This is a genomic window from Paraglaciecola sp. 2405UD69-4 (assembly GCF_047525415.1).
Classification (GTDB): domain Bacteria; phylum Pseudomonadota; class Gammaproteobacteria; order Enterobacterales; family Alteromonadaceae; genus Paraglaciecola.
Map to the genome: position 1 here is coordinate 990,357 of NZ_JBLIXM010000001.1, position 18,464 is coordinate 1,008,820.

General features: G+C 40.0%; 17 protein-coding genes and 1 other RNA gene. 10 read left to right on the top strand and 8 right to left on the bottom strand.

Annotated features, from left to right (window positions below):
- Positions 1-9: 9 nt before the first annotated feature.
- Positions 10-831, bottom strand: a complete 822-nt coding sequence (locus tag ACMUMK_RS04440; protein ID WP_414699916.1) for an HAD family hydrolase — start codon at positions 829-831, stop codon at positions 10-12.
- 208 nt (positions 832-1,039) lie between these two features.
- Between ACMUMK_RS04440 and ACMUMK_RS04445 the strand changes: the two genes are divergently transcribed.
- The 8 genes from ACMUMK_RS04445 to mtnK all read left to right on the top strand — a co-directional run bounded on the left by ACMUMK_RS04445 (position 1,040) and on the right by mtnK (position 11,130).
- On the top strand, positions 1,040-1,333 hold the full coding sequence (locus tag ACMUMK_RS04445; RefSeq protein WP_414699917.1) for a high-potential iron-sulfur protein: 294 nt from the start codon (positions 1,040-1,042) through the stop codon (positions 1,331-1,333).
- Positions 1,334-1,695: 362 nt separating this feature from the next.
- Positions 1,696-3,210: a hypothetical protein gene (locus ACMUMK_RS04450; RefSeq protein ID WP_414699918.1), complete on the top strand. Its 1,515-nt coding sequence runs from the start codon at positions 1,696-1,698 to the stop codon at positions 3,208-3,210.
- A gap of 180 nt (positions 3,211-3,390) precedes the next feature.
- Positions 3,391-5,067 carry a DUF3466 family protein gene (locus tag ACMUMK_RS04455; protein ID WP_414699919.1) on the top strand — a complete coding sequence of 559 codons (1,677 nt, stop codon included), beginning with the start codon at positions 3,391-3,393 and terminating at the stop codon, positions 5,065-5,067.
- Positions 5,068-5,138: 71 nt separating this feature from the next.
- Positions 5,139-5,933 carry a phytanoyl-CoA dioxygenase family protein gene (locus tag ACMUMK_RS04460; protein ID WP_414699920.1) on the top strand — a complete coding sequence of 265 codons (795 nt, stop codon included), beginning with the start codon at positions 5,139-5,141 and terminating at the stop codon, positions 5,931-5,933.
- Between the two features lie 212 nt (positions 5,934-6,145).
- Complete coding sequence (locus tag ACMUMK_RS04465) at positions 6,146-8,959, top strand: bifunctional aconitate hydratase 2/2-methylisocitrate dehydratase (RefSeq protein WP_414699921.1); 2,814 nt, start codon at positions 6,146-6,148, stop codon at positions 8,957-8,959.
- Positions 8,960-9,092: 133 nt separating this feature from the next.
- Positions 9,093-9,326 (top strand): hypothetical protein, encoded by a 234-nt coding sequence (locus ACMUMK_RS04470; RefSeq protein WP_414699922.1) that lies wholly within the window; start codon positions 9,093-9,095, stop codon positions 9,324-9,326.
- Positions 9,327-9,361: 35 nt separating this feature from the next.
- Positions 9,362-9,808 carry a DUF192 domain-containing protein gene (locus ACMUMK_RS04475; protein ID WP_414699923.1) on the top strand — a complete coding sequence of 149 codons (447 nt, stop codon included), beginning with the start codon at positions 9,362-9,364 and terminating at the stop codon, positions 9,806-9,808.
- 71 nt (positions 9,809-9,879) lie between these two features.
- The gene (gene mtnK, locus ACMUMK_RS04480; protein ID WP_414699924.1) at positions 9,880-11,130 is read left to right on the top strand and encodes an S-methyl-5-thioribose kinase; all 1,251 of its coding nucleotides are present in this window, start codon (positions 9,880-9,882) and stop codon (positions 11,128-11,130) included.
- A gap of 9 nt (positions 11,131-11,139) precedes the next feature.
- Here the strand turns inward: mtnK and ACMUMK_RS04485 are convergent, their stop codons facing one another.
- The 7 genes from ACMUMK_RS04485 to ssrS all read right to left on the bottom strand — a co-directional run bounded on the left by ACMUMK_RS04485 (position 11,140) and on the right by ssrS (position 16,258).
- Positions 11,140-12,027 (bottom strand): SDR family NAD(P)-dependent oxidoreductase, encoded by an 888-nt coding sequence (locus tag ACMUMK_RS04485; protein WP_414699925.1) that lies wholly within the window; start codon positions 12,025-12,027, stop codon positions 11,140-11,142.
- A 209-nt stretch (positions 12,028-12,236) separates the two neighbouring features.
- Positions 12,237-12,893 (bottom strand): ribose-5-phosphate isomerase RpiA, encoded by a 657-nt coding sequence (rpiA, locus tag ACMUMK_RS04490; protein WP_414699926.1) that lies wholly within the window; start codon positions 12,891-12,893, stop codon positions 12,237-12,239.
- Positions 12,894-12,934: 41 nt separating this feature from the next.
- A complete protein-coding gene (locus tag ACMUMK_RS04495; RefSeq protein ID WP_414699927.1) occupies positions 12,935-13,561 on the bottom strand; it encodes a 5-formyltetrahydrofolate cyclo-ligase in 627 nt (208 codons plus the stop codon).
- 44 nt (positions 13,562-13,605) lie between these two features.
- Positions 13,606-14,547: a nucleoside hydrolase gene (locus ACMUMK_RS04500; RefSeq protein WP_414699928.1), complete on the bottom strand. Its 942-nt coding sequence runs from the start codon at positions 14,545-14,547 to the stop codon at positions 13,606-13,608.
- A gap of 44 nt (positions 14,548-14,591) precedes the next feature.
- Complete coding sequence (locus ACMUMK_RS04505; RefSeq protein ID WP_414699929.1) at positions 14,592-15,482, bottom strand: ribokinase; 891 nt, start codon at positions 15,480-15,482, stop codon at positions 14,592-14,594.
- 147 nt (positions 15,483-15,629) lie between these two features.
- Positions 15,630-16,040 carry a hypothetical protein gene (locus ACMUMK_RS04510; protein WP_414699930.1) on the bottom strand — a complete coding sequence of 137 codons (411 nt, stop codon included), beginning with the start codon at positions 16,038-16,040 and terminating at the stop codon, positions 15,630-15,632.
- A gap of 36 nt (positions 16,041-16,076) precedes the next feature.
- A non-coding RNA gene (gene ssrS / locus ACMUMK_RS04515) (6S RNA) lies at positions 16,077-16,258 on the bottom strand.
- Between the two features lie 260 nt (positions 16,259-16,518).
- Here ssrS and ACMUMK_RS04520 point away from each other — a divergent pair.
- Positions 16,519-17,088, top strand: a complete 570-nt coding sequence (locus tag ACMUMK_RS04520; RefSeq protein ID WP_414699931.1) for a UPF0149 family protein — start codon at positions 16,519-16,521, stop codon at positions 17,086-17,088.
- 46 nt (positions 17,089-17,134) lie between these two features.
- Positions 17,135-18,451, top strand: a complete 1,317-nt coding sequence (gene pepP, locus ACMUMK_RS04525; protein WP_414699932.1) for a Xaa-Pro aminopeptidase — start codon at positions 17,135-17,137, stop codon at positions 18,449-18,451.
- Positions 18,452-18,464: the final 13 nt, after the last annotated feature.

Below are 18,464 nucleotides of genomic sequence, written 5' to 3' on the forward strand. Positions count from 1 at the left end.
GCCTGTTGGTTACAGAGAAAAGCGCTCTCTTAAAAAGTGCGCTATGCCATCTTCATGGTTGTGACCCACAACGCCATGAGCTGAGTTTTTGATTTCTGGTTTGGCGTTCTCTGGCGCATAGCATTCGTCAGCTAATGCAAACATACTCAGGTCATTGTCACCGTCTCCAAAACAAATAACCTTAGTCGCTCCTAATTTGCTTTTAAGGGCAGTCACCGCACTGCCTTTATTTGCTTGCCTGTGGTGAACATCCATCCACCAATAATTATTACCTTCTATTGCAGGCCCAGAATAGGCAATAAGATTGCTATGGGTATTAAAAAAGTGCCACATTTTCTTAATGTCGCCAGCTGCCCCAATCATACTAATGTTCGTGACTTGGCTGTCTTTGGATAATGTTTCTATGGGTAATAGGGTGGCTTTGCTGGCAGCAAAGTATGTTTCAATTAACTCTTTTTCGATTGCTTTGTGGGTTTTTGAGTGAAAAATAAAGTGATTGTGCTGTTGATCGATAACATTGACAAATGGCGTGATCCCATGTGCCAAGGCAATTTCAATGATTTCCGATACCTCGTCCCCTTTTAGTAAGTTTTCTAAGGTGACTTGTTGAGAGTTAGGGTCCCAAATAGTGACACCGTTATTGAATATATGAGGTAAGGTAAAATTGTGACCTTCGATTATTCGTTGTGCTGACAACATGGTACGGCCAGTTGCAACTGTATAAGCTATGTCTTTTTCACTTAGTAACATAAGTGTTTCTTTGGTAAAAGCTGATATCTCTGACGCATTATTTAATAAGGTGCCATCTAAGTCGAAAAAGATTAACTGCATATTTTATAAGTCACTTATTGTTGAGGTTAGTAAAGGTTAACTATCTTACGATAAGAAGTTGATCTAAGCGCTTACAATATCAGTATCAAAGAACATAGCAACAGTGTTGCTACAACCTAAAACTCGCCAATTTGGCGAGTTTTTGCGTTTTAAGGTGTAACTAAAAAAGAATCATTATTATTTTCGAAAACAAATCGGAGTCTTTTCAATGAACAAACTTAATCGTCGTGACTTTATGAAGCTATCTAGTTCATCTTTAATTGCTGTGACTTTTGGTGGGGTATCTATAAATGCCTTAGCTCGAGAGCGTATTAGCTTAGATGACCCGACAGCAAAAGCACTAAAGTATGTACATGAGTCAGAGTTAGAAGGAAAAAACTGTGCAAATTGTAAATATCTACAAGGAGAAGAAGGCGAGGAATGGCGGCCATGTGCGTTTTTCCCTGGAAAAGTTGTCAGTGCCAAAGGCTGGTGTGCCGGATGGGCTAACAGACTAGCTTGATAATTTAGTTCAAAAAAAGGGCATTACAAGTTTGGGTACTTTAGGATTTATCACGCTACCCTTTAACCTGTAGTGTCCTTACTATTTGACTTTAGGCCCTGAACCTAAACAGTATTAAGGCGTAATCAACTCGATTTGATATCAAGCTCCATAGTATTTTTATCCTTCCTATTAGTGATCACTGCTGTTGTGAACGCTTGCTAATTGAACAAATAAAATCTTCCTCAGCTCAAATGTGCAAACAATGTGTAACTAATGTGCAAGCAATGTGTAACAGCACCTCAGCTCAGAACTTTAGCTATTTTGCCCAGTCCCATCAGCATAAAATATCGCAATACGTAACATAATGTTTTGGAGAAATAATGAAGTGGATTAATACGAGTGTGGTCGATGCTCTACGTTTATTTGTAGGGATAGGCGTTGCTGTGTGTGTGCTGTCATCATGCTCAAGTGGTAGTGATAACAAGACTGGCTATATAAAGTTTTATAATGCCTCTCCTAATGCTCCTGGCATTTTTCTTACAGTTGATGAAAACCTTGACGACGACGATGATGATGAAGTTGAGGTGACGTACAGTTCAGTTGAATACACAGAAGTTAGCGGTAACAACTCATTAGACACTGGTAACTACTACATTGAACTTGCTTGGCAGGATGAGGAAAGTAGTGATCGTTCTGACTTAGAAATAATCTATGAAGATAGTGTTAAAATTACCAATGATGATATCAAGTTTATTACCTTAAGTGGCAATATCACAGACCCAGATGTGTTGATGTTTGATATAGAAGTGATTGATGACGACGATGACGATGATGATGATCTATTCAACATTCGTCTTCTAAATTTACATGATGAATATCAATCTGTTGATCTATATGCATCTCTTGATAATGAAACATTTAATGAAGCAGTATTTTTAGGGACTGTTAATTATCACGAGTTATCAGACAATATTAAATTAGACCAAGACCAGTACATTTTCTATATCACTAACCCTGGTGAAACTGAAATCCTGTATACCTCGGTAGATCAGTCTTACTCAGTTGTAAGCCAATATGTACTTGTTATCCGTGATAACACTGGTGTGGGCTCCTCCGATTTCACCATTGATAGCATAGGTACCAATGGCATCACAGAACTGAATGATGTGGACTCTGAAGCAGAGTTTGGTTTTTACAATGCAATATCAACAAATGATTACCTCCCTGAGTATCAAGGGCAAATAGATATAGCTGTAACCTTGGATGATGATAGCGAAGTGACTATTGATAACTTAGCAAAGGGTGAGTTTAGTGTTTCGACAATTACAGCCAATGGTGATTACTCTTTTGATGTGAGTAACTCGGCAGATGGCGAAGTTTACATCAGTGATGCCCTACTCAGCTTAGAAGAGAACGGTGATACCACAATATTCTTGTATGGCAGAAAAGACGCTATTGATGATGATGAAGATGGTGTTACTGATGAAAACGAAGATGGAATTGTTGATGATTATGAAATCGTCATCAAGGCATTAACTTTAGCTAAAAGTAGTAGCTCGAGTATTTATAGTCACGGTGTGCAGGTTGTTAACTTAGCGGATTCGGATGATTTTAGTAGAGTGACATTTTACTTTGTATTAAATGATGAAAATATTGATACCGCTGATAACTTGTTATCTGTGCTACAGGAAAACTCAGGCTCACTGACGTTATTAAATAACACTTACGATATTTTCGCAGTGGCTACTATAGATGGAACTGAGACTGTTCTGGATACTATGGAGCTGGTGTTAGATGAGTCTAGCCAAGAATCATATCTAATTTTTGAGCAGGATATTTACGCTTCGTCTGGTTACAAAATGTTGTTAGTTAATCAAGTTACCCCAGTAGAGTAAATCAATCCAAAAGGCTGGATAGGAGGTTGCAACACACCTATCCAGCCACCTTTTATTATTTGTAACTTTGTAGCGTGATTTTACGCAGATTGAATACCTTGGTTTGTCCCTTAGGTATTTTATGTTGTTGCACTTTAATGTCAGTTGTACAAAGCAAAATAGCAGTCAGCAGGATGTCTAATGAAAAAAGCAGTAATTGCCACCGTATTCCCTCTTTGTGGTTTGTATATGTCTGTAGCCTATGGAGCCCAGTATGAGGTGGTTGAATTGCCAGTAGCTGATCTGGGTGTTAATTCTTACCCTGCAGCCATAAATGATGTAGGGCAAGTAGCGGTTAACCTAGAAACCCAATATAACCCTGTTATTGATACTACGCTTATCGATTTTGAATCATCAGCCATCATACTTGGATTAGAAAATTTAGATGGTGTACGTGGCGGTGATTTTAGTGATGATGACTATACCTTCTTGTACAACTACATAATGACAAATGCCGAGAGTCAGACCTTTCAGCAAATAGCTAGTTTAAATAGTTATGTGGCAACAGAGAATGACAGCGAATTACTTCGAGTTTTCGATACTATCGATCCAAATACTGACGACTATAGAAATAGTGTCAGAACCCAAATTCGCTCTATCAATGATTTTGGTTATTCGGTAGGCACTAGTCATGATGGCTTTTACACAGAAGACTATGTGACCGAGGATGTTGAAGATATCACCTATGTGGTTAATGACTTTTATCAAAGAGGTTTTGCAATAGTTGACGATCATACCACGGAATTACCGCCGCCAGATGTAACAGCGGGCGGACTCAGTGAAGCTTACGATATTAACAACAGTAATCAGGTAGTTGGTATCGGTACCATTGAATTCGTAGATGATACCTATGAAACTGCCGTTGAAAACTGTGCCGACTCTACTGCTAGAGGGGATATTCCAGAATCGTCCTGTTTAAGAGCATTAAGCATAAGTCTGAGTTCAGGCGTTACCACAGCCGCTCAGCAAAGGGGTGTTATTTGGCAGCTTGATGAAGATGGTGACTTAATAGATACCTACAGTTTAGGTATGTTGATAGATGAGCCTGATGATTCAAGTTCAGTTTATGCTAGTTCGGCTGTAGCCATTAATGATTATGGGATAGCTGTGGGTGAGTCGCCTAGTTATTATCAAGATACCAGCTCTCTAACAACAGCAGCAGCGATTTATATAGGCGATGAAGTTACCACCATTAATTACGATGAAGATGTCTACAGCAGTATTGCCTACGATATTAACAATGACAATCTGGTTGTAGGGAATATCACTAAAGACGTTAACGGTAATACCCGTACAAAATTCTTTTTGCATGATATTGATAACGACTTAACTATTTATCCTGATGACTTTTTTGAAGGCTCTTCAAGCATTGCGACCTCCATTAATAACGAAGGGTATGCAGTAGGATATGGTGAATCAGAAGCAACCCTCACAACTCGTAGGACCGAAGGTTTCTTATACGATTACAAAAATGATATTTTTCAAGGGCTTAACTCGCTTATCGAATGTAATTCTGAGTACGATATAGTACAAGCCAATGGAATTAACGATGACAATGAAATTGCTGCGACTGCCTTAGTACTAAAGCCTGAAACAAACATTAGAGGTGAGATTATCCTTGATGAATACGGCGCTCAAACCTTAGTTGACACTGTTGTAGCGGTTAAGCTTACACCAATTTCAGGTGGGTCGATTGATAATTGTGATGCCTATGAAGATGAGCCCGTACGCCAAGGAGCTAGTTTTCCTGTTGTTTTTTCGGGGATGTTATTTGGTTTAGTCTTGTTAAGACGAAGAGTTTTTACTTGCATAGCTTGAGATGATAGAAGAGTATTATTTGTAGTTCTTGTTTTAACTTAATGGTCGGTTTTTAAGTAGGCCTACAAATAATGCACCCACTTATCACGCAAGCTCACATCAATACCTTTCAACAAGATGGTGTGGTTTTAATCAAGGGCCTGTTTGAAGGCCAAATTGATATTATTCGTTCTGGTATTGATACCAATATGCAATCCCCAGGGCCCTATGCCGCAGAAAACCTTAACCCTGGTGACTCGGGGCGGTTTTTTGATGATTACTGCAATTGGACCCGCATTCCCGAATTTGAAGAGGTGATCCGTCATTCAGCTGCCGCAGAAGTAGCAGCGGACCTGATGAAGTCAAACCAAGTTCAGGTTTTTCACGATCACGTATTAGTCAAAGAAGCTGGAACATCTAAAGCCACGCCTTGGCATCAAGATGGCCCTTATTATTTTGTGAATGGTATTCAAAATGTAAGCTTTTGGTCTCCTATGGATCCCGTTACAACCAATGGCCTTAGATGTGTAGCTGGTAGTCATCTTTGGGAAAAACAAGTTTTGCCGACTCGATGGCTCACTGAATCGAATTTTTATCCCAATACTAATGATTATATGGCGGTTCCCGATCCTGATGCTCAAGGAATGGATATTAAAGAGTGGAAAATGGCAGCTGGTGATGCCATAGCTTTTAACTTTGGAATACTCCATGGAGCAAGAGGTAACACCACAGGTATTCGCCGTAGAGCTTTTTCAATTCGATTTGTAGGTGATGACGCTAGATATATTGAACGCCCTGGACCTACTTCTCCGCCATTTCCCAATCATAATATGAGCTCAGGACAGAGGCTTAGAGAAGATTGGTTTCCTGTAGTATTTGCCCGCTGAGTGAGGTGTATGGGGTGTTTTTGTGTAAAAATCACCCTATTATAACGATGGGGAAATTATATGGCATAGATTATAATTTATATAAATAATACCTATATGACCAAATTATGAAAAATAATTAAAAAATCAGGTAAACTACATCAAATTTTGTCCCTGCTAATTATGATGTTATTAGCATTTTGTAGCTAGAGAGAAGGAAGAGAGTAAGTCGTATGAGCCTATATTTAAAATACGTTGAAGAAATTGAAAGCCGTAAAAAAGACCTAGGGCTAGCGCCTAAACCCATTGATAGTGCTGATTTATTAGCCGAAATTATCGAGCAAATCAAAGATACTTCACATGCATACAGAGAAGATTCTCTTAACTTTTTCATTTACAACACTTTACCAGGCACAACCAGTGCAGCTGGTGAAAAAGCTAAATTCTTAAAAGAGATTATCTTAGGTGAAGAAACGGTAGCAGAGATTTCTGCAGAGTTTGCCTTTGAATTGTTGTCTCATATGAAAGGTGGCCCATCTGTTGAGGTGCTTCTTGATTTAGCCCTTAGTGATGATGCCGCAGTTGCGGTTCCTGCAGCTGAAGTCTTAAAAACACAAGTATTCTTATATGAAGCTGATACAGACCGCTTAGAAGCTGCCTTTAAAGACGGCAACGCAATAGCTAAAGAAATTTTAGAAAGCTACGCAAATGCAGAGTTCTTTACCAAGCTGCCTGATATTGAAGAGAAAATCGAAGTTGTCACCTATATTGCAGGTGAAGGCGATATCTCAACTGACTTACTTTCTCCAGGTCATCAAGCCCACTCTCGTGCAGACCGTGAGTTACACGGCCAATGTATGATCACGCCTGAAGCACAACAAGAAATCGTTGAGCTTCAAAAGAAACATCCAACTGCCAAAGTTATGCTTATCGCTGAAAAAGGTACTATGGGGGTGGGTTCTTCTCGTATGTCCGGTGTAAATAACGTAGCACTTTGGGCAGGTAAACAAGCAAGCCCTTATGTTCCATTTATTAACATTGCGCCAGTTGTTGCTGGTACTAATGGTATTGCACCTATCTTCCTAACTACAGTAGATGTAACGGGTGGTATTGGTCTTGACCTTAAAAACTGGGTTAAGAAATTAGATGCAGATGGTAATGTTGTCACCGATGAAAACGGCGACCCTGTATTAGAAGAAGCTTACTCAGTAGCAACTGGTACGGTATTAACTATCGATACTAAAGCTAAGAAGTTATGTAACGGCGACAAAGAGTTAGTTGACGTATCATCGGCCTTTACTGCTCAAAAAGTTGAGTTTATGAAAGCTGGTGGTTCATATGCTGTGACCTTCGGTAAAAAGCTACAAACTTTTGCTGCAGAAACCTTAGGTGTAAAACCAGCAAGCGTTTATGCTGCGTCTAAAGAAATCTCACATGAAGGACAAGGCTTAACTGCAGTTGAAAAAATCTTTAATCGTAATGCTGTAGGTGTTGCTTCAGAAACACCTCTTCATGCAGGTTCTAACGTTCGCGTTAAGGTAAACATTGTTGGTTCACAAGATACAACTGGACCTATGACTTGCCAAGAATTAGAAGCTATGGCTGCTTCTGTTATTTCTCCAAGTGTTGATGGTGCCTATCAATCAGGTTGTCACACAGCATCAGTTTGGGACAGTAAAGCGCAAGCGAACATTCCTAAGCTTATGGCTTTCATGAATAAGTTTGGTCTAATCACAGCTCGTGATCCTAAAGGCGTTTATCACGCTATGACTGACGTTATTCACAAAGTATTGAATGACATTACTGTTGATGACCGCGCAATTATCATTGGTGGTGACTCACATACTCGTATGTCTAAAGGTGTAGCGTTTGGTGCAGACTCAGGAACGGTAGCCATTGCATTAGCTACTGGGGAGTCGGCAATGCCAATTCCAGAATCAGTTAAGGTAACCTTTAAAGGTAATATGCAAGGCCACATGGATTTCCGTGACGTAGTTCACGCCACTCAAGCACAAATGCTTAAGCAGTTTGGCGGTGAGAACGTGTTCCAAGGCCGCATTATTGAAGTACATATCGGTACTTTAATGGCTGACCAAGCCTTTACATTTACAGATTGGTCTGCAGAAATGAAAGCAAAAGCGTCTATCTGTATTTCTAATAACGAGACGTTAATTAAGTCAATCGAACTTGCTAAGAGTCGCATCCAAATTATGATTAACAAGGGGATGGACAACGAAGCAGGTATGTTGGCCGGACTTATCGAGTTAGCTGATGCACGTATCGCAGGTATCCAGTCTGGTGAACAACCGGCTCTTGCACCAGATGATAACGCTAAGTACTACGCTGAAGTATTGATTGATCTTGATTCAATCTCAGAGCCTATGATTGCTGATCCAGATGTAAACAACGAAGATGTATCTAAGCGTTATACCCATGACGTTATTCGCCCAGTATCATATTATGGTGATAAAGCAGTTGATTTAGGCTTTGTTGGATCTTGTATGGTTCACAAAGGTGACATGCAAATCATCGCTCAAATGTTACGTAACATTGAAAAGCAAAACGGTAAGGTAGAGTTTAAAGCGCCATTAGTTGTTGCGCCACCTACTTATAACATTGTTGATGAGCTTAAAGCTGAAGGGGATTGGGAAGTACTAGAGAAGTACTCTGGTTTCGTATTTGACGATGCTAATCCAAAAGCTGCTGCGCGAACTAAGTACGACAATATTTTGTATCTAGAACGTCCTGGATGTAACTTATGTATGGGTAACCAAGAAAAAGCAGAACCTGGTGATACAGTTATTGCGACTTCAACCCGTTTATTCCAAGGCCGTGTTGTAGCAGATACTGCTGAGAAGAAAGGTGAGTCTTTGTTAGGTTCGACGCCACTAGTTGTTCTTTCAACTGTATTGGGTCGCTTCCCAACTATGGATGAATACAAAGCAGCAGTTGAAGGCATCGACCTTACTCGTTTCGCACCACCTACAGAGTCGATGACGACTAAGTATGATTCAGAACAAGCTGTTCCAGTAAAAGTGGTTGGCTAATGTAGCAATAACGCTATTAAGCTTTTTTAAAAGGGCTAGTTGTGCAAACAACTAGCCCTTTTTCGTTACTTGTGTTTGAACTTTTTTAGGGCTGCTGCCTCTGACACTTGGTACTCTCTTTTGTGGAATAGTGATGGATACTAAGATAAACAAGATTATTGTGATTATAAGTGTGTTGACCTTTCAAGCTTGTACTACTAAACAAGCTCAGCATTTAGTAGGTCATGCTTTAGCTAATTCTGCTGATACAGAAGTTCGGTATGGGCAGTATCAATGTCGGACTTTGCTTGCCCAATGTACCCAGGGAGATTTTCAAGAATGGGAAACCAGTGATAAAGAGATGGGCTGTTCTTGTAAAAAGTTGTAGGCTACACTGTCATTTTATTATTGGTGTGATTAGTTATGCGTGTTGTGTTTAATGTGTTTGTTCTGCTTTCCTGTTTTGTTCTTTTTAGTTCTTTTAATCTGCACGCACAAACCATTAGTTTTGGAGAAATCCAAGTAAAAGTTAATGGGAAAGCATATAAGTTAGAATATGCTGATACCTTTGAAAAGCGAGCTCAAGGTTTGATGAATAGAGATTCTTTATGTGAAACTTGTGGCATGTTGTTTAAGTTTGAGCAACCTAAAGTCGCAGGATTTTGGATGAAAGATACCTTAATTCCTTTGGATATCGCATTTGTTAAAGCTGATGGGACTATTACTGATGTTAAGAGTATGAAAGCCCTTGACCTAAACTCTACAAACTCCTCTGATACAGTACTGTACGCGTGGGAAATGAATAAAGGTTGGTTTGCAAAAAACAACATTAAAGTGGGAGACACTGTTGTTATTTGTGCTTTCAATTAATTTGTAAGTTTTCCAATACTCGTCTAATCATTATCAGTAAGTTTCAGTTGTAGTTGTAAAGCAAGGTTCACATGTCCTATTTTCAGTTAAATGCCAACAACTTAGTGAGCTTTTTGAGTTCACTACCAGAAATGCAAAATCGCTTTTCCGGTTTTGAGTATTTGAAGGTGGAGGAGATCACAAACGGTAATATGAACTTTGCGTTTGTGGTGACTAACCAACAAAACCCCACAGAGTCTATATTCTGCAAGCAATCGCCCCCATTTATCAAAGTAATGGGTGAAGATTGGCCCTTAACCCGCAACCGCATGTCGGCAGAAATTCATGCTTTAGCTTATCAGGCAAAGGTCTCACCTAGCACAGCACCAAAGATGTATTATCAGTCTGAAGATTTATCTGTTGTGATAATGGAAAATTTACAATGCCATAGCATTTTGCGTGACGGCCTAATCAGAGGGGAATACTTTCCAAAGCTTGCCGAAGACATAGCAAATTATCTTGGGGCGACTTTATTTTTTTCGAGTGACTTTGGTCTAGATAGTCAGGCAAAAAAGGCTTTGGTATCTAAAGCAGATAACCCTGACATGTGTATGATCTCAGAGGATTTTATCTTTACCTATCCCTTTGAACATCATGATATGAATGATTACAATCCTGTATTACCTCAGAAATACATAGATGAGATCCAGAAAGACCCTCTTGTGCGAGCCCATGTTGCCCAAATGAAATACCTTTTTTCTACTAGTAAACAAGCTTTACTTCATGGGGACTTACACACCGGCTCTATCATGCTCAATCAACAACAAACCTATGTGATTGATGCAGAGTTTGCCTTTGTTGGGCCAATGGGATTTGATATTGGTGCGCTGATAGCAAACTTGTATTTAAGCTATTTCTCCCATGTTCATCGAGAAAGTGTAGAGGCCCAAAAGTATAGTAAGTGGTTACTACAGCAAATAGAGTTAATATGGAAAGGATTCGAAGCTAAGTTTAGTGAATATTGGTACGACTCAGATAAGGCCTCTGATAATGTATTTATGGGGAAAGACCTTACTGGTGAGTGTCATAACCGCTACAGGCAGATGTTTTTGCAGCAGATATTTCAAGATACCTTGGGCTTTGCGGCGTGTAAAATTATTCGTAGAATTTTAGGGATTGCTAAAGTGGCGGATTTTATGCAATTTGATGACTTAGCTTTTAGGGCTAAGTTGGAAGCTCATGGACTTCTTTTTGCCAAAAAAATGTTATTAAAACGCAATGAGTTTGCTAGCTTTAACGAGTTAAATAAAGTCGTAAGTCAGATGACAAACGACCATATCTAAATATCAAACTTACAAGATAACAATTTCATCGTCTTTAAGGTGGCCAACGATAGGGCTGTTTTCGGCATCTGCAAATGCTTTATCAAGTAGGTGAGAACGGTAACCCACACCTTGTCTATAGTTGGGGTGAGTAAAAATATAAGCTTGCTTTGAGTCAAGTGCTTCTACAACTCGTTTAGCTAACATATTAGCAGGAATTCCTGATTCCACTAATGCAGCAGCTTGACCCATCCCCCCTTTAGATTGCGCTTTAGTGGCCCCTTGTTGTTTAACGCTTTGGTACTCAGGTTGCAGATTTCTAAGTGACTCATGGATACGGGTTTTAACAAATGCAGGGCAAAGGACAGACACCATAATCTTGTCTTTTTTAAGTTCAGCGGCCCAACTTTCTGACATAGAAACCACTGCCGCTTTAGATGCAGCGTAGGCACCAGAGTAGGCGACACCATTCATACCAGCCATAGAAGCAACATTGATTATCCAACCACCTTGACCATGAGCTTTAATTTTAGAGCCGACAGTTTGGGTGCCATTAACAACACCCATCACGTTTACGTCTAATACCCATTTCCAAGTGTCGATTTTGGTATCATCTATAGAGCCTGGTAGGCCACCAACTCCCGCATTGTTAATTAGCATATGAATATCACCAAACTCAGCTTCTGCAGAGTCAAGCAATTGTAACCATTGCTGGTATTGAGTCACATCTAATGGGCAGGTCAGTGTATTGATACCTAGAGTTTTTAATTGCTGCTCAGCTTCTGCTAGCTGCTTAGTGTCTATATCACCAATAACAATATTCATACCTAGCTGACCAAATTCTAAGGCTAGAGCTAACCCAATACCGCCAGCTCCGCCAGAAATCACAGCTGTTTTACCTGTAAATTGATTCGACATTTATTTGTTCCTGTACCTTTAACGGCTGATAATTTGTTAGCAACAACTGTATGTTGATAGCTTTGCCTAGCAAACTTTATTTGGCTAATTGATATGGCTTCATGGTATGAATAAATAGATTAATATTGGGGATAGAAGGCCTTAAATTATAGGTGAGTAACTATTATTTAATGATGGCCTTCGAATTTAAATGTTGTGATGCAGTGGCATTAATTGATGGTATGAACGCCGTTTTCTGTGCCTACTATTACAGTGTCTGCGCCGCGTTTGGCAAACAACCCATTTGTTACCACTCCTACTATGGCGTTGAGTTTTTCTTCAAGCTCTACTGGGTTTAGTATGGTTAAATTAAAGACATCTATAATGACATTGCCGTTATCTGTGATAACACCTTCCCTGTACTGTGGATCTCCCCCTAACTTTACTATTTCACGGGCAACGTACGAGCGAGCCATAGGTATGACTTCTATTGGCAGTGGAAATTTTCCTAAAATAGGCACCTTCTTTGAATCATCTATGATGCAAATAAATTGCTTTGCAACTGCCGCTACGACCTTTTCTTGGGTGAGTGCTGCTCCACCGCCTTTAATCATATGTTTATGCTCAGTGATTTCATCAGCACCGTCTACGTAAACATCAAGCTTATCAACTGAGTTAAGTTCAAATATTTCAATTCCTAGAGCTTTGAGACGCTTTGTTGAGGCCTCTGAACTAGAAACTGCACCTATGATGTCGTGTTTAATCTCGGCTAGCCCATCAATAAAATAATTTACAGTGGATCCGGTACCAACACCTACTATGGATTCGGGTTGAACATATTTAATAGCAGCTTGAGCCGCCGCTTGTTTCTTTTGATCTTGTGTCATGACTTGTTTAGCTTAAAAGCGAATATTAACAATATTCTAACCTAGCAGAGTGACGAATCCCTAACGCAATTTGGGGTCTTGAAGAATTGTTTTGGTGTTGCGATACCATGCAATGGAATATCCCAGTAGTTTGCATCTAAAGTATCAACTTGTTGGCAGCTATGTGCTAAGCCAATAAGTTGTGTGTTTAAGTTGTATCGCTTTATCGGGGCTAGGGTGCGATCATAGTAGCCTCCGCCCATACCTAGCCTGTTTCCTTTCGCATCAAATGCAACTAATGGGGTCATAATTAGCTCTATTTCTGCAAGGGGGATAATATTGTTAGTTGTGACGATTGGTTCTTTAATACCATATTGATTAGTTTTCATTGGGCTGTTGGCAAGGTACTCAACAAAAACTAAATGACCTTTTGAAAAAGGATGCATAGCTGGCAGTAAAACACGTTTGTTACTTTGCCAACAATATTTAATTATTTCACTGGGGTTAATTTCGCCATCGTTCGCTAGGTAAACAGCGATAGTATTCACTTTCTCTAGGTGCAGTTGTTTTTGACATATATCAAGCACTTGAATAGCTGCGTGCTGTTGCTGCTGGAGGGAAAGGTTTTGTCGTTCTTGGCGTATTTGTGACCGTAATGCTTGGTGAGACATATCGACAATATCCAACATGGCATGGCTGCGTTTAACTTATTAAACGCAGCCATTTAGTATGGTTATAGTTTGTAAGTATCTAAATATAACTTGGTTAAACGCTCGTTATCCACTTTAGTTGCAACATTGACTAATTCTGCATTTAGCCAATCTGGGCTAGCAGTAGTATTAGGTAGTGCAATAGAGGTTTGGCCTCTATTGAGAGGGTCTGTAGAGACTCTGCCGTGGCCAGTTTGCAATTCAAATAAACTAGGATCTATTAGGTGCGCAATGGGCATAGCATCATGGAAGAAGCACACATCTTCATCACGGTTTTGTGAATAAAACTTAACGTAGAACTGTGCTGCATCATGGACAAAGCCACCTAGTTTTTGGTTGTTTTCTTTTAGTTGTGTCAAAAATTCAGGACTAAATGGACAGGCATTCGTTACATCTAAGCCAAACATGTTTAATTCCCAAGATGCCCCAAATACAATTTCAGCAGCGTGGGCATCATTCCAAATATTGGCTTCAGCGACAGGGGTAACATTACCTCTTACAAAGGCTGCACCGCCCATTATGGAGACGGCTTTAACTAGTTTTGGTAACTCAGGCTCTAAGCGCAAGGCTAGGGCTAAGTTGCCTAAAGGGCCGATGGCAACAATGGTTATTTCGCCCGGATACTTACGTGCCATATCTACGATAAATTGCGCTGAGCTACGAGGATCGAGCTCGCCTTTTGCAGCTGGAAAATTAATGTTTCCAAAGCCATCATCACCATGTACAAAATGTGCATAGCTGGATTCTGGCCCAACCCAAGGCATACCAACACCTTTACAAACGGGGATGTTTTTACCTGCTAGGTCACATAAGGTAATTGCATTTTTAGCTGCCATTTCAACTGGAACATTTCCATAAACAGTGGTTAACCCCAAAACATCAATGTCAGGATGTTGAAAGGCAAAAAAGATTGCCATGGCATCATCAATACCAGGATCGGTATCAAGAATAATTTTGTGACTCATAAGAACAATTCTCCGTTGAAAATCTTTGGGGTAATAGTTTGGTATTATTGTTTAGCAAGAAAGCGGTCAACGTCTTTCTCGGTAGGAATAGATTGGGCTGCACCTGCTTTCATTACTGCTAAGGCTGAAGCGGCACAAGCTCTTAACAAAGCAGCCTTGGTTTCTGCATGCTCACTGTATGCAGATAAAAAGTAACCAATAAATGTGTCACCAGCGGCTGTGGTATCTATTGCGTCCACTAAAAATGCGGGCACATCAATGCTTTTATCTTTTTTAAGCATTCTTACCCCCGCTTTACCTAAGGTGATGAGTATCTCAGCATGTGACCAGTTCTCGCGAAAATACGCTTCGATTTCATCTAAGTTGTTTTTTCCGGAAATCTCTTCTGCTTCTACTTCATTGACTATTAACAAGTCGATACATTCATGGGGTAAATGTTTCACTGACTCAGTCATCGGAGCTGGGTTAAAGGCAACTTTTAGACCTTTGTCTTTAGCTTGTCGTAATACTTCATCAATACAGCTGGTTTCATTTTGAGTTAATACCCAATCACTTGATTTTACTTCATCGAGTGCGTGCATTACGTCTTTCGGTGTTAGTTCTTGGTTTGCACCACCAAACAATACAATGGCATTCTCGGCAGATGGTGTGACTTGAATTATTGCGTGGCCTGATGGGGTGTCAGTGCAAGAGATGTGTTTGCAGTTAATGCCATCACGGATCATGCTTTGCTTGAAAGCGGCATCTGTTTCGTTAATTTTACCAACGTGGCGAACATCTGCTCCAGCTCTGGCTAATGCAATGGATTGGTTTGCTCCTTTACCACCCAATAAACATTGGTATCCGTTTGATGCAAGAGTTTCACCGGGTTGTACGAAATGCTCCACTTGATAAACGTGATCAATATTGATGGAACCAAAGTTAATTATGGCCATAAAGCTGCCTTAGTTGTTATTTAATATTATTGAGCAATGGCCTTATTCTAACTGAATCTTTTTAGACTAGAAATAAACGCAACTCTTATAAAGCTAAAATCTTAGTTTATACTTGACCATCTGGTCAAGCTTTGCCTTGTGTTTATTTTAGGCAAAGAGGTTACGTAATTTACTAAATAAACTTGTTTCTTCGACGTAGGGTTCTGTATTCGTTAAAAATAACCGGACAGAAACCGTTGCTCCATGTCCCCAAGGCCACCAAGCCGCCATAACTCGGGGATGGTTATCTGGATTGGCACTTAGTAATTTCTGTTTCTTCACTAATTTTGCAAAAGGTCCCGCATAGTGTTTGACCTTAGGGGGGGCTTTTTTAATACTTTTTGCATCCCAAGAATCTGGAAATATTTGCTGAAGCGTAATTAAAACTTGCTCTTCTTTGTCTACCGAAAACTCTGCAAGCATCACTTTGTGAAAATTATCGTATTTCCACTTTACGATAGGAGTTAGGGCGTCTAACGCACTTTTTCCATGTAGTTTCAATTGCTCTTCTTGGTTCATTTGACCACCGTATAATCCATTGTGTTGTCGAAATGGGTGCCTCCCAAAATGCCGCTGTCTAGTGTTCGCCCGTGAACCGAAAGTTCAGGGCGGAAGTATCATCATTACCTCAGGCTTCTCGGTACGAGCCAAGCTTGCACAATAGTAGTGGAATCAACTTCCTAGGTAAAAAGCATCGGCCAGGGACATTACTAAACTGGCTAACATTCCAGGAGGCTTAGAAAAATGATTGATATGCTGTTCAGGCGATGCGACAGCATTAACACCGATATTATAATCGGTAACTATCCGAATATACTAGGGCTAGATGAGCTTTCTTATACTTTTTAGGCCCTAGAGTTTTAGTTGAGTTGCTTGATTAAATATGATTTACACCCCTGACTGTCTGGGTTTAATTTATTGACAGTGATAGCATAGAGACTTGTTAATGGAGTGTGTTAAAAACACTGTTCCCCCAGAGAAATACTGAGAAATTATCTTGAATACGTCAACTAACCTTTTTGATACGCTCTGTGCACTTTTAGAGCGAAACGATATTTTAACCAGCGCTGCAGAAGTACAAGGAATGATATGTGGCATGTTAGGCGGTGGTATGCCTTTAGAGTGTTTAGATTGGATGGAGCCTTTGGCTGATTTTATCAATCAGGGCGAGTCTTTTTCTCCAGAGGTGCAAAATGCGTTTAAAAAACTCTATGACGATACCTGTCAGCAATTAATTGAAAGTGATTTTGCATTAAGTTTATGTTTGCCCGAAGACTCAGCACCAATAAATGAAAGAGGCCAAGCACTGCTCACTTGGGTGCAAGGGTTTATGTTAGGTTTTGGATTGCATCAAGCCGATTTAACCGGTTGTTCTGACGATGTTAAAGAAGGATTAGAAGACTTTGCAGAAATAGCCCGCATGGATGAAGAAATGAGTGAAGACGAAGAGTCGGAACAAGCTTTGTTTGAAGTGATGGAATATATTCGCGTTACCGCTATGTTATGTTTCAACGAATTGGGTAAGTCACCGGAACAACAACAAGGTGAGCCTAAAACGGTACACTAAGCTGCTGTAGCTCCCGCTGTTTAAGAAAGAGTGATTTTATCCATATATGAACACCGCTGATTTTAGTCAAGCTCGACAGGGCTTGTTACAAGCCATGTTGCCAAACAGCATTGCTATTGTCCCTGCTGCTAGCTTAGTTACTCGAAGTAGAGATACCCACTTCCCCTTTAGGCAAGATAGTTACTTTCAATATCTTACGGGATTTCCAGAGCCTGATGCTTACTTAGTTCTATCTAATCACACTGAGTATGCTAATGGCCTGTCTGTTTTATTTTGTTTAGATAAAGACCCAGAGCAAGAGATTTGGCATGGCAGACGCTATGGTCCCAAGCAAGCTAAAAAACATTTTAAGCTTGATATGGCGTTTCCATTGGAAGAGTTGGACGGACTGTTATTCGATTTAATTGATTGTCATCAACACTTATATTTTGCCCAAGGGCATAATCCTAGTACCGATGAGCTAGTATTTGAGATTTTAGAAGGGTTACGCTGTGCTCATAAACAGGGCAGACGAGCTCCGAGTTGTATTATTGATATCCGTGTTATTTTAGATGAAATGCGTTTGATAAAATCTGACGCTGAAATCCAAATCATACGTAAAGCTGCTGACATTGCATGTAAAGCACACATTCGCGCCATGACGTTTTCTCAAGCTGGGAAAAACGAATATCATTTAGAGGCAGAAATTCATCATGAGTTCGCTATGCATGGTGCTAAACACCCTGCTTATGGGACCATAGTGGGAAGTGGTGGCAATGCCTGCATTTTACACTACACCGAAAATAATCAAGCGTTGCGCCAAGGTGATCTAGTGCTGATTGATGCAGGTTGTGAACTACAAGGTTATGCTGCGGATATCACCCGGACATTTCCAGTTTCGGGAACTTTTTCAAAAGAACAGCGCCAATTGTATGAGATAGTACTAGAGGCCCAGTTACAAGCGTTTACCCTGATTAAGCCGAATAATACGATTCAACAGGCCAATGATTTAGTGAAAGAAGTCATTACTCAAGGTCTAATAGATTTAGGCATTTTAAAAGGTGAGTTAGCTGAAAATATTGAACAGCAGACTTATCGTGAGTATTACATGCATGGATTAAGTCATTGGTTAGGGCTAGATGTGCATGATGTTGGTCATCATAAAGTTGATGGCCAAGACAGGGCCCTTAAACCTGGGATGGTTTTAACCGTTGAGCCAGGTATTTACATTGCCCCTGATGCAAAGGTTGATCGAAAATGGCAAGGCATAGGTATTCGTATTGAAGACAATTTACTTATTACCGAAAATGGTTATGAAAACTTAACTCAAGCTGCTCCTAAAACCATTGCAGAAATAGAAGATATCATGGCTAATGGTAAATAATATACGTAAGGCT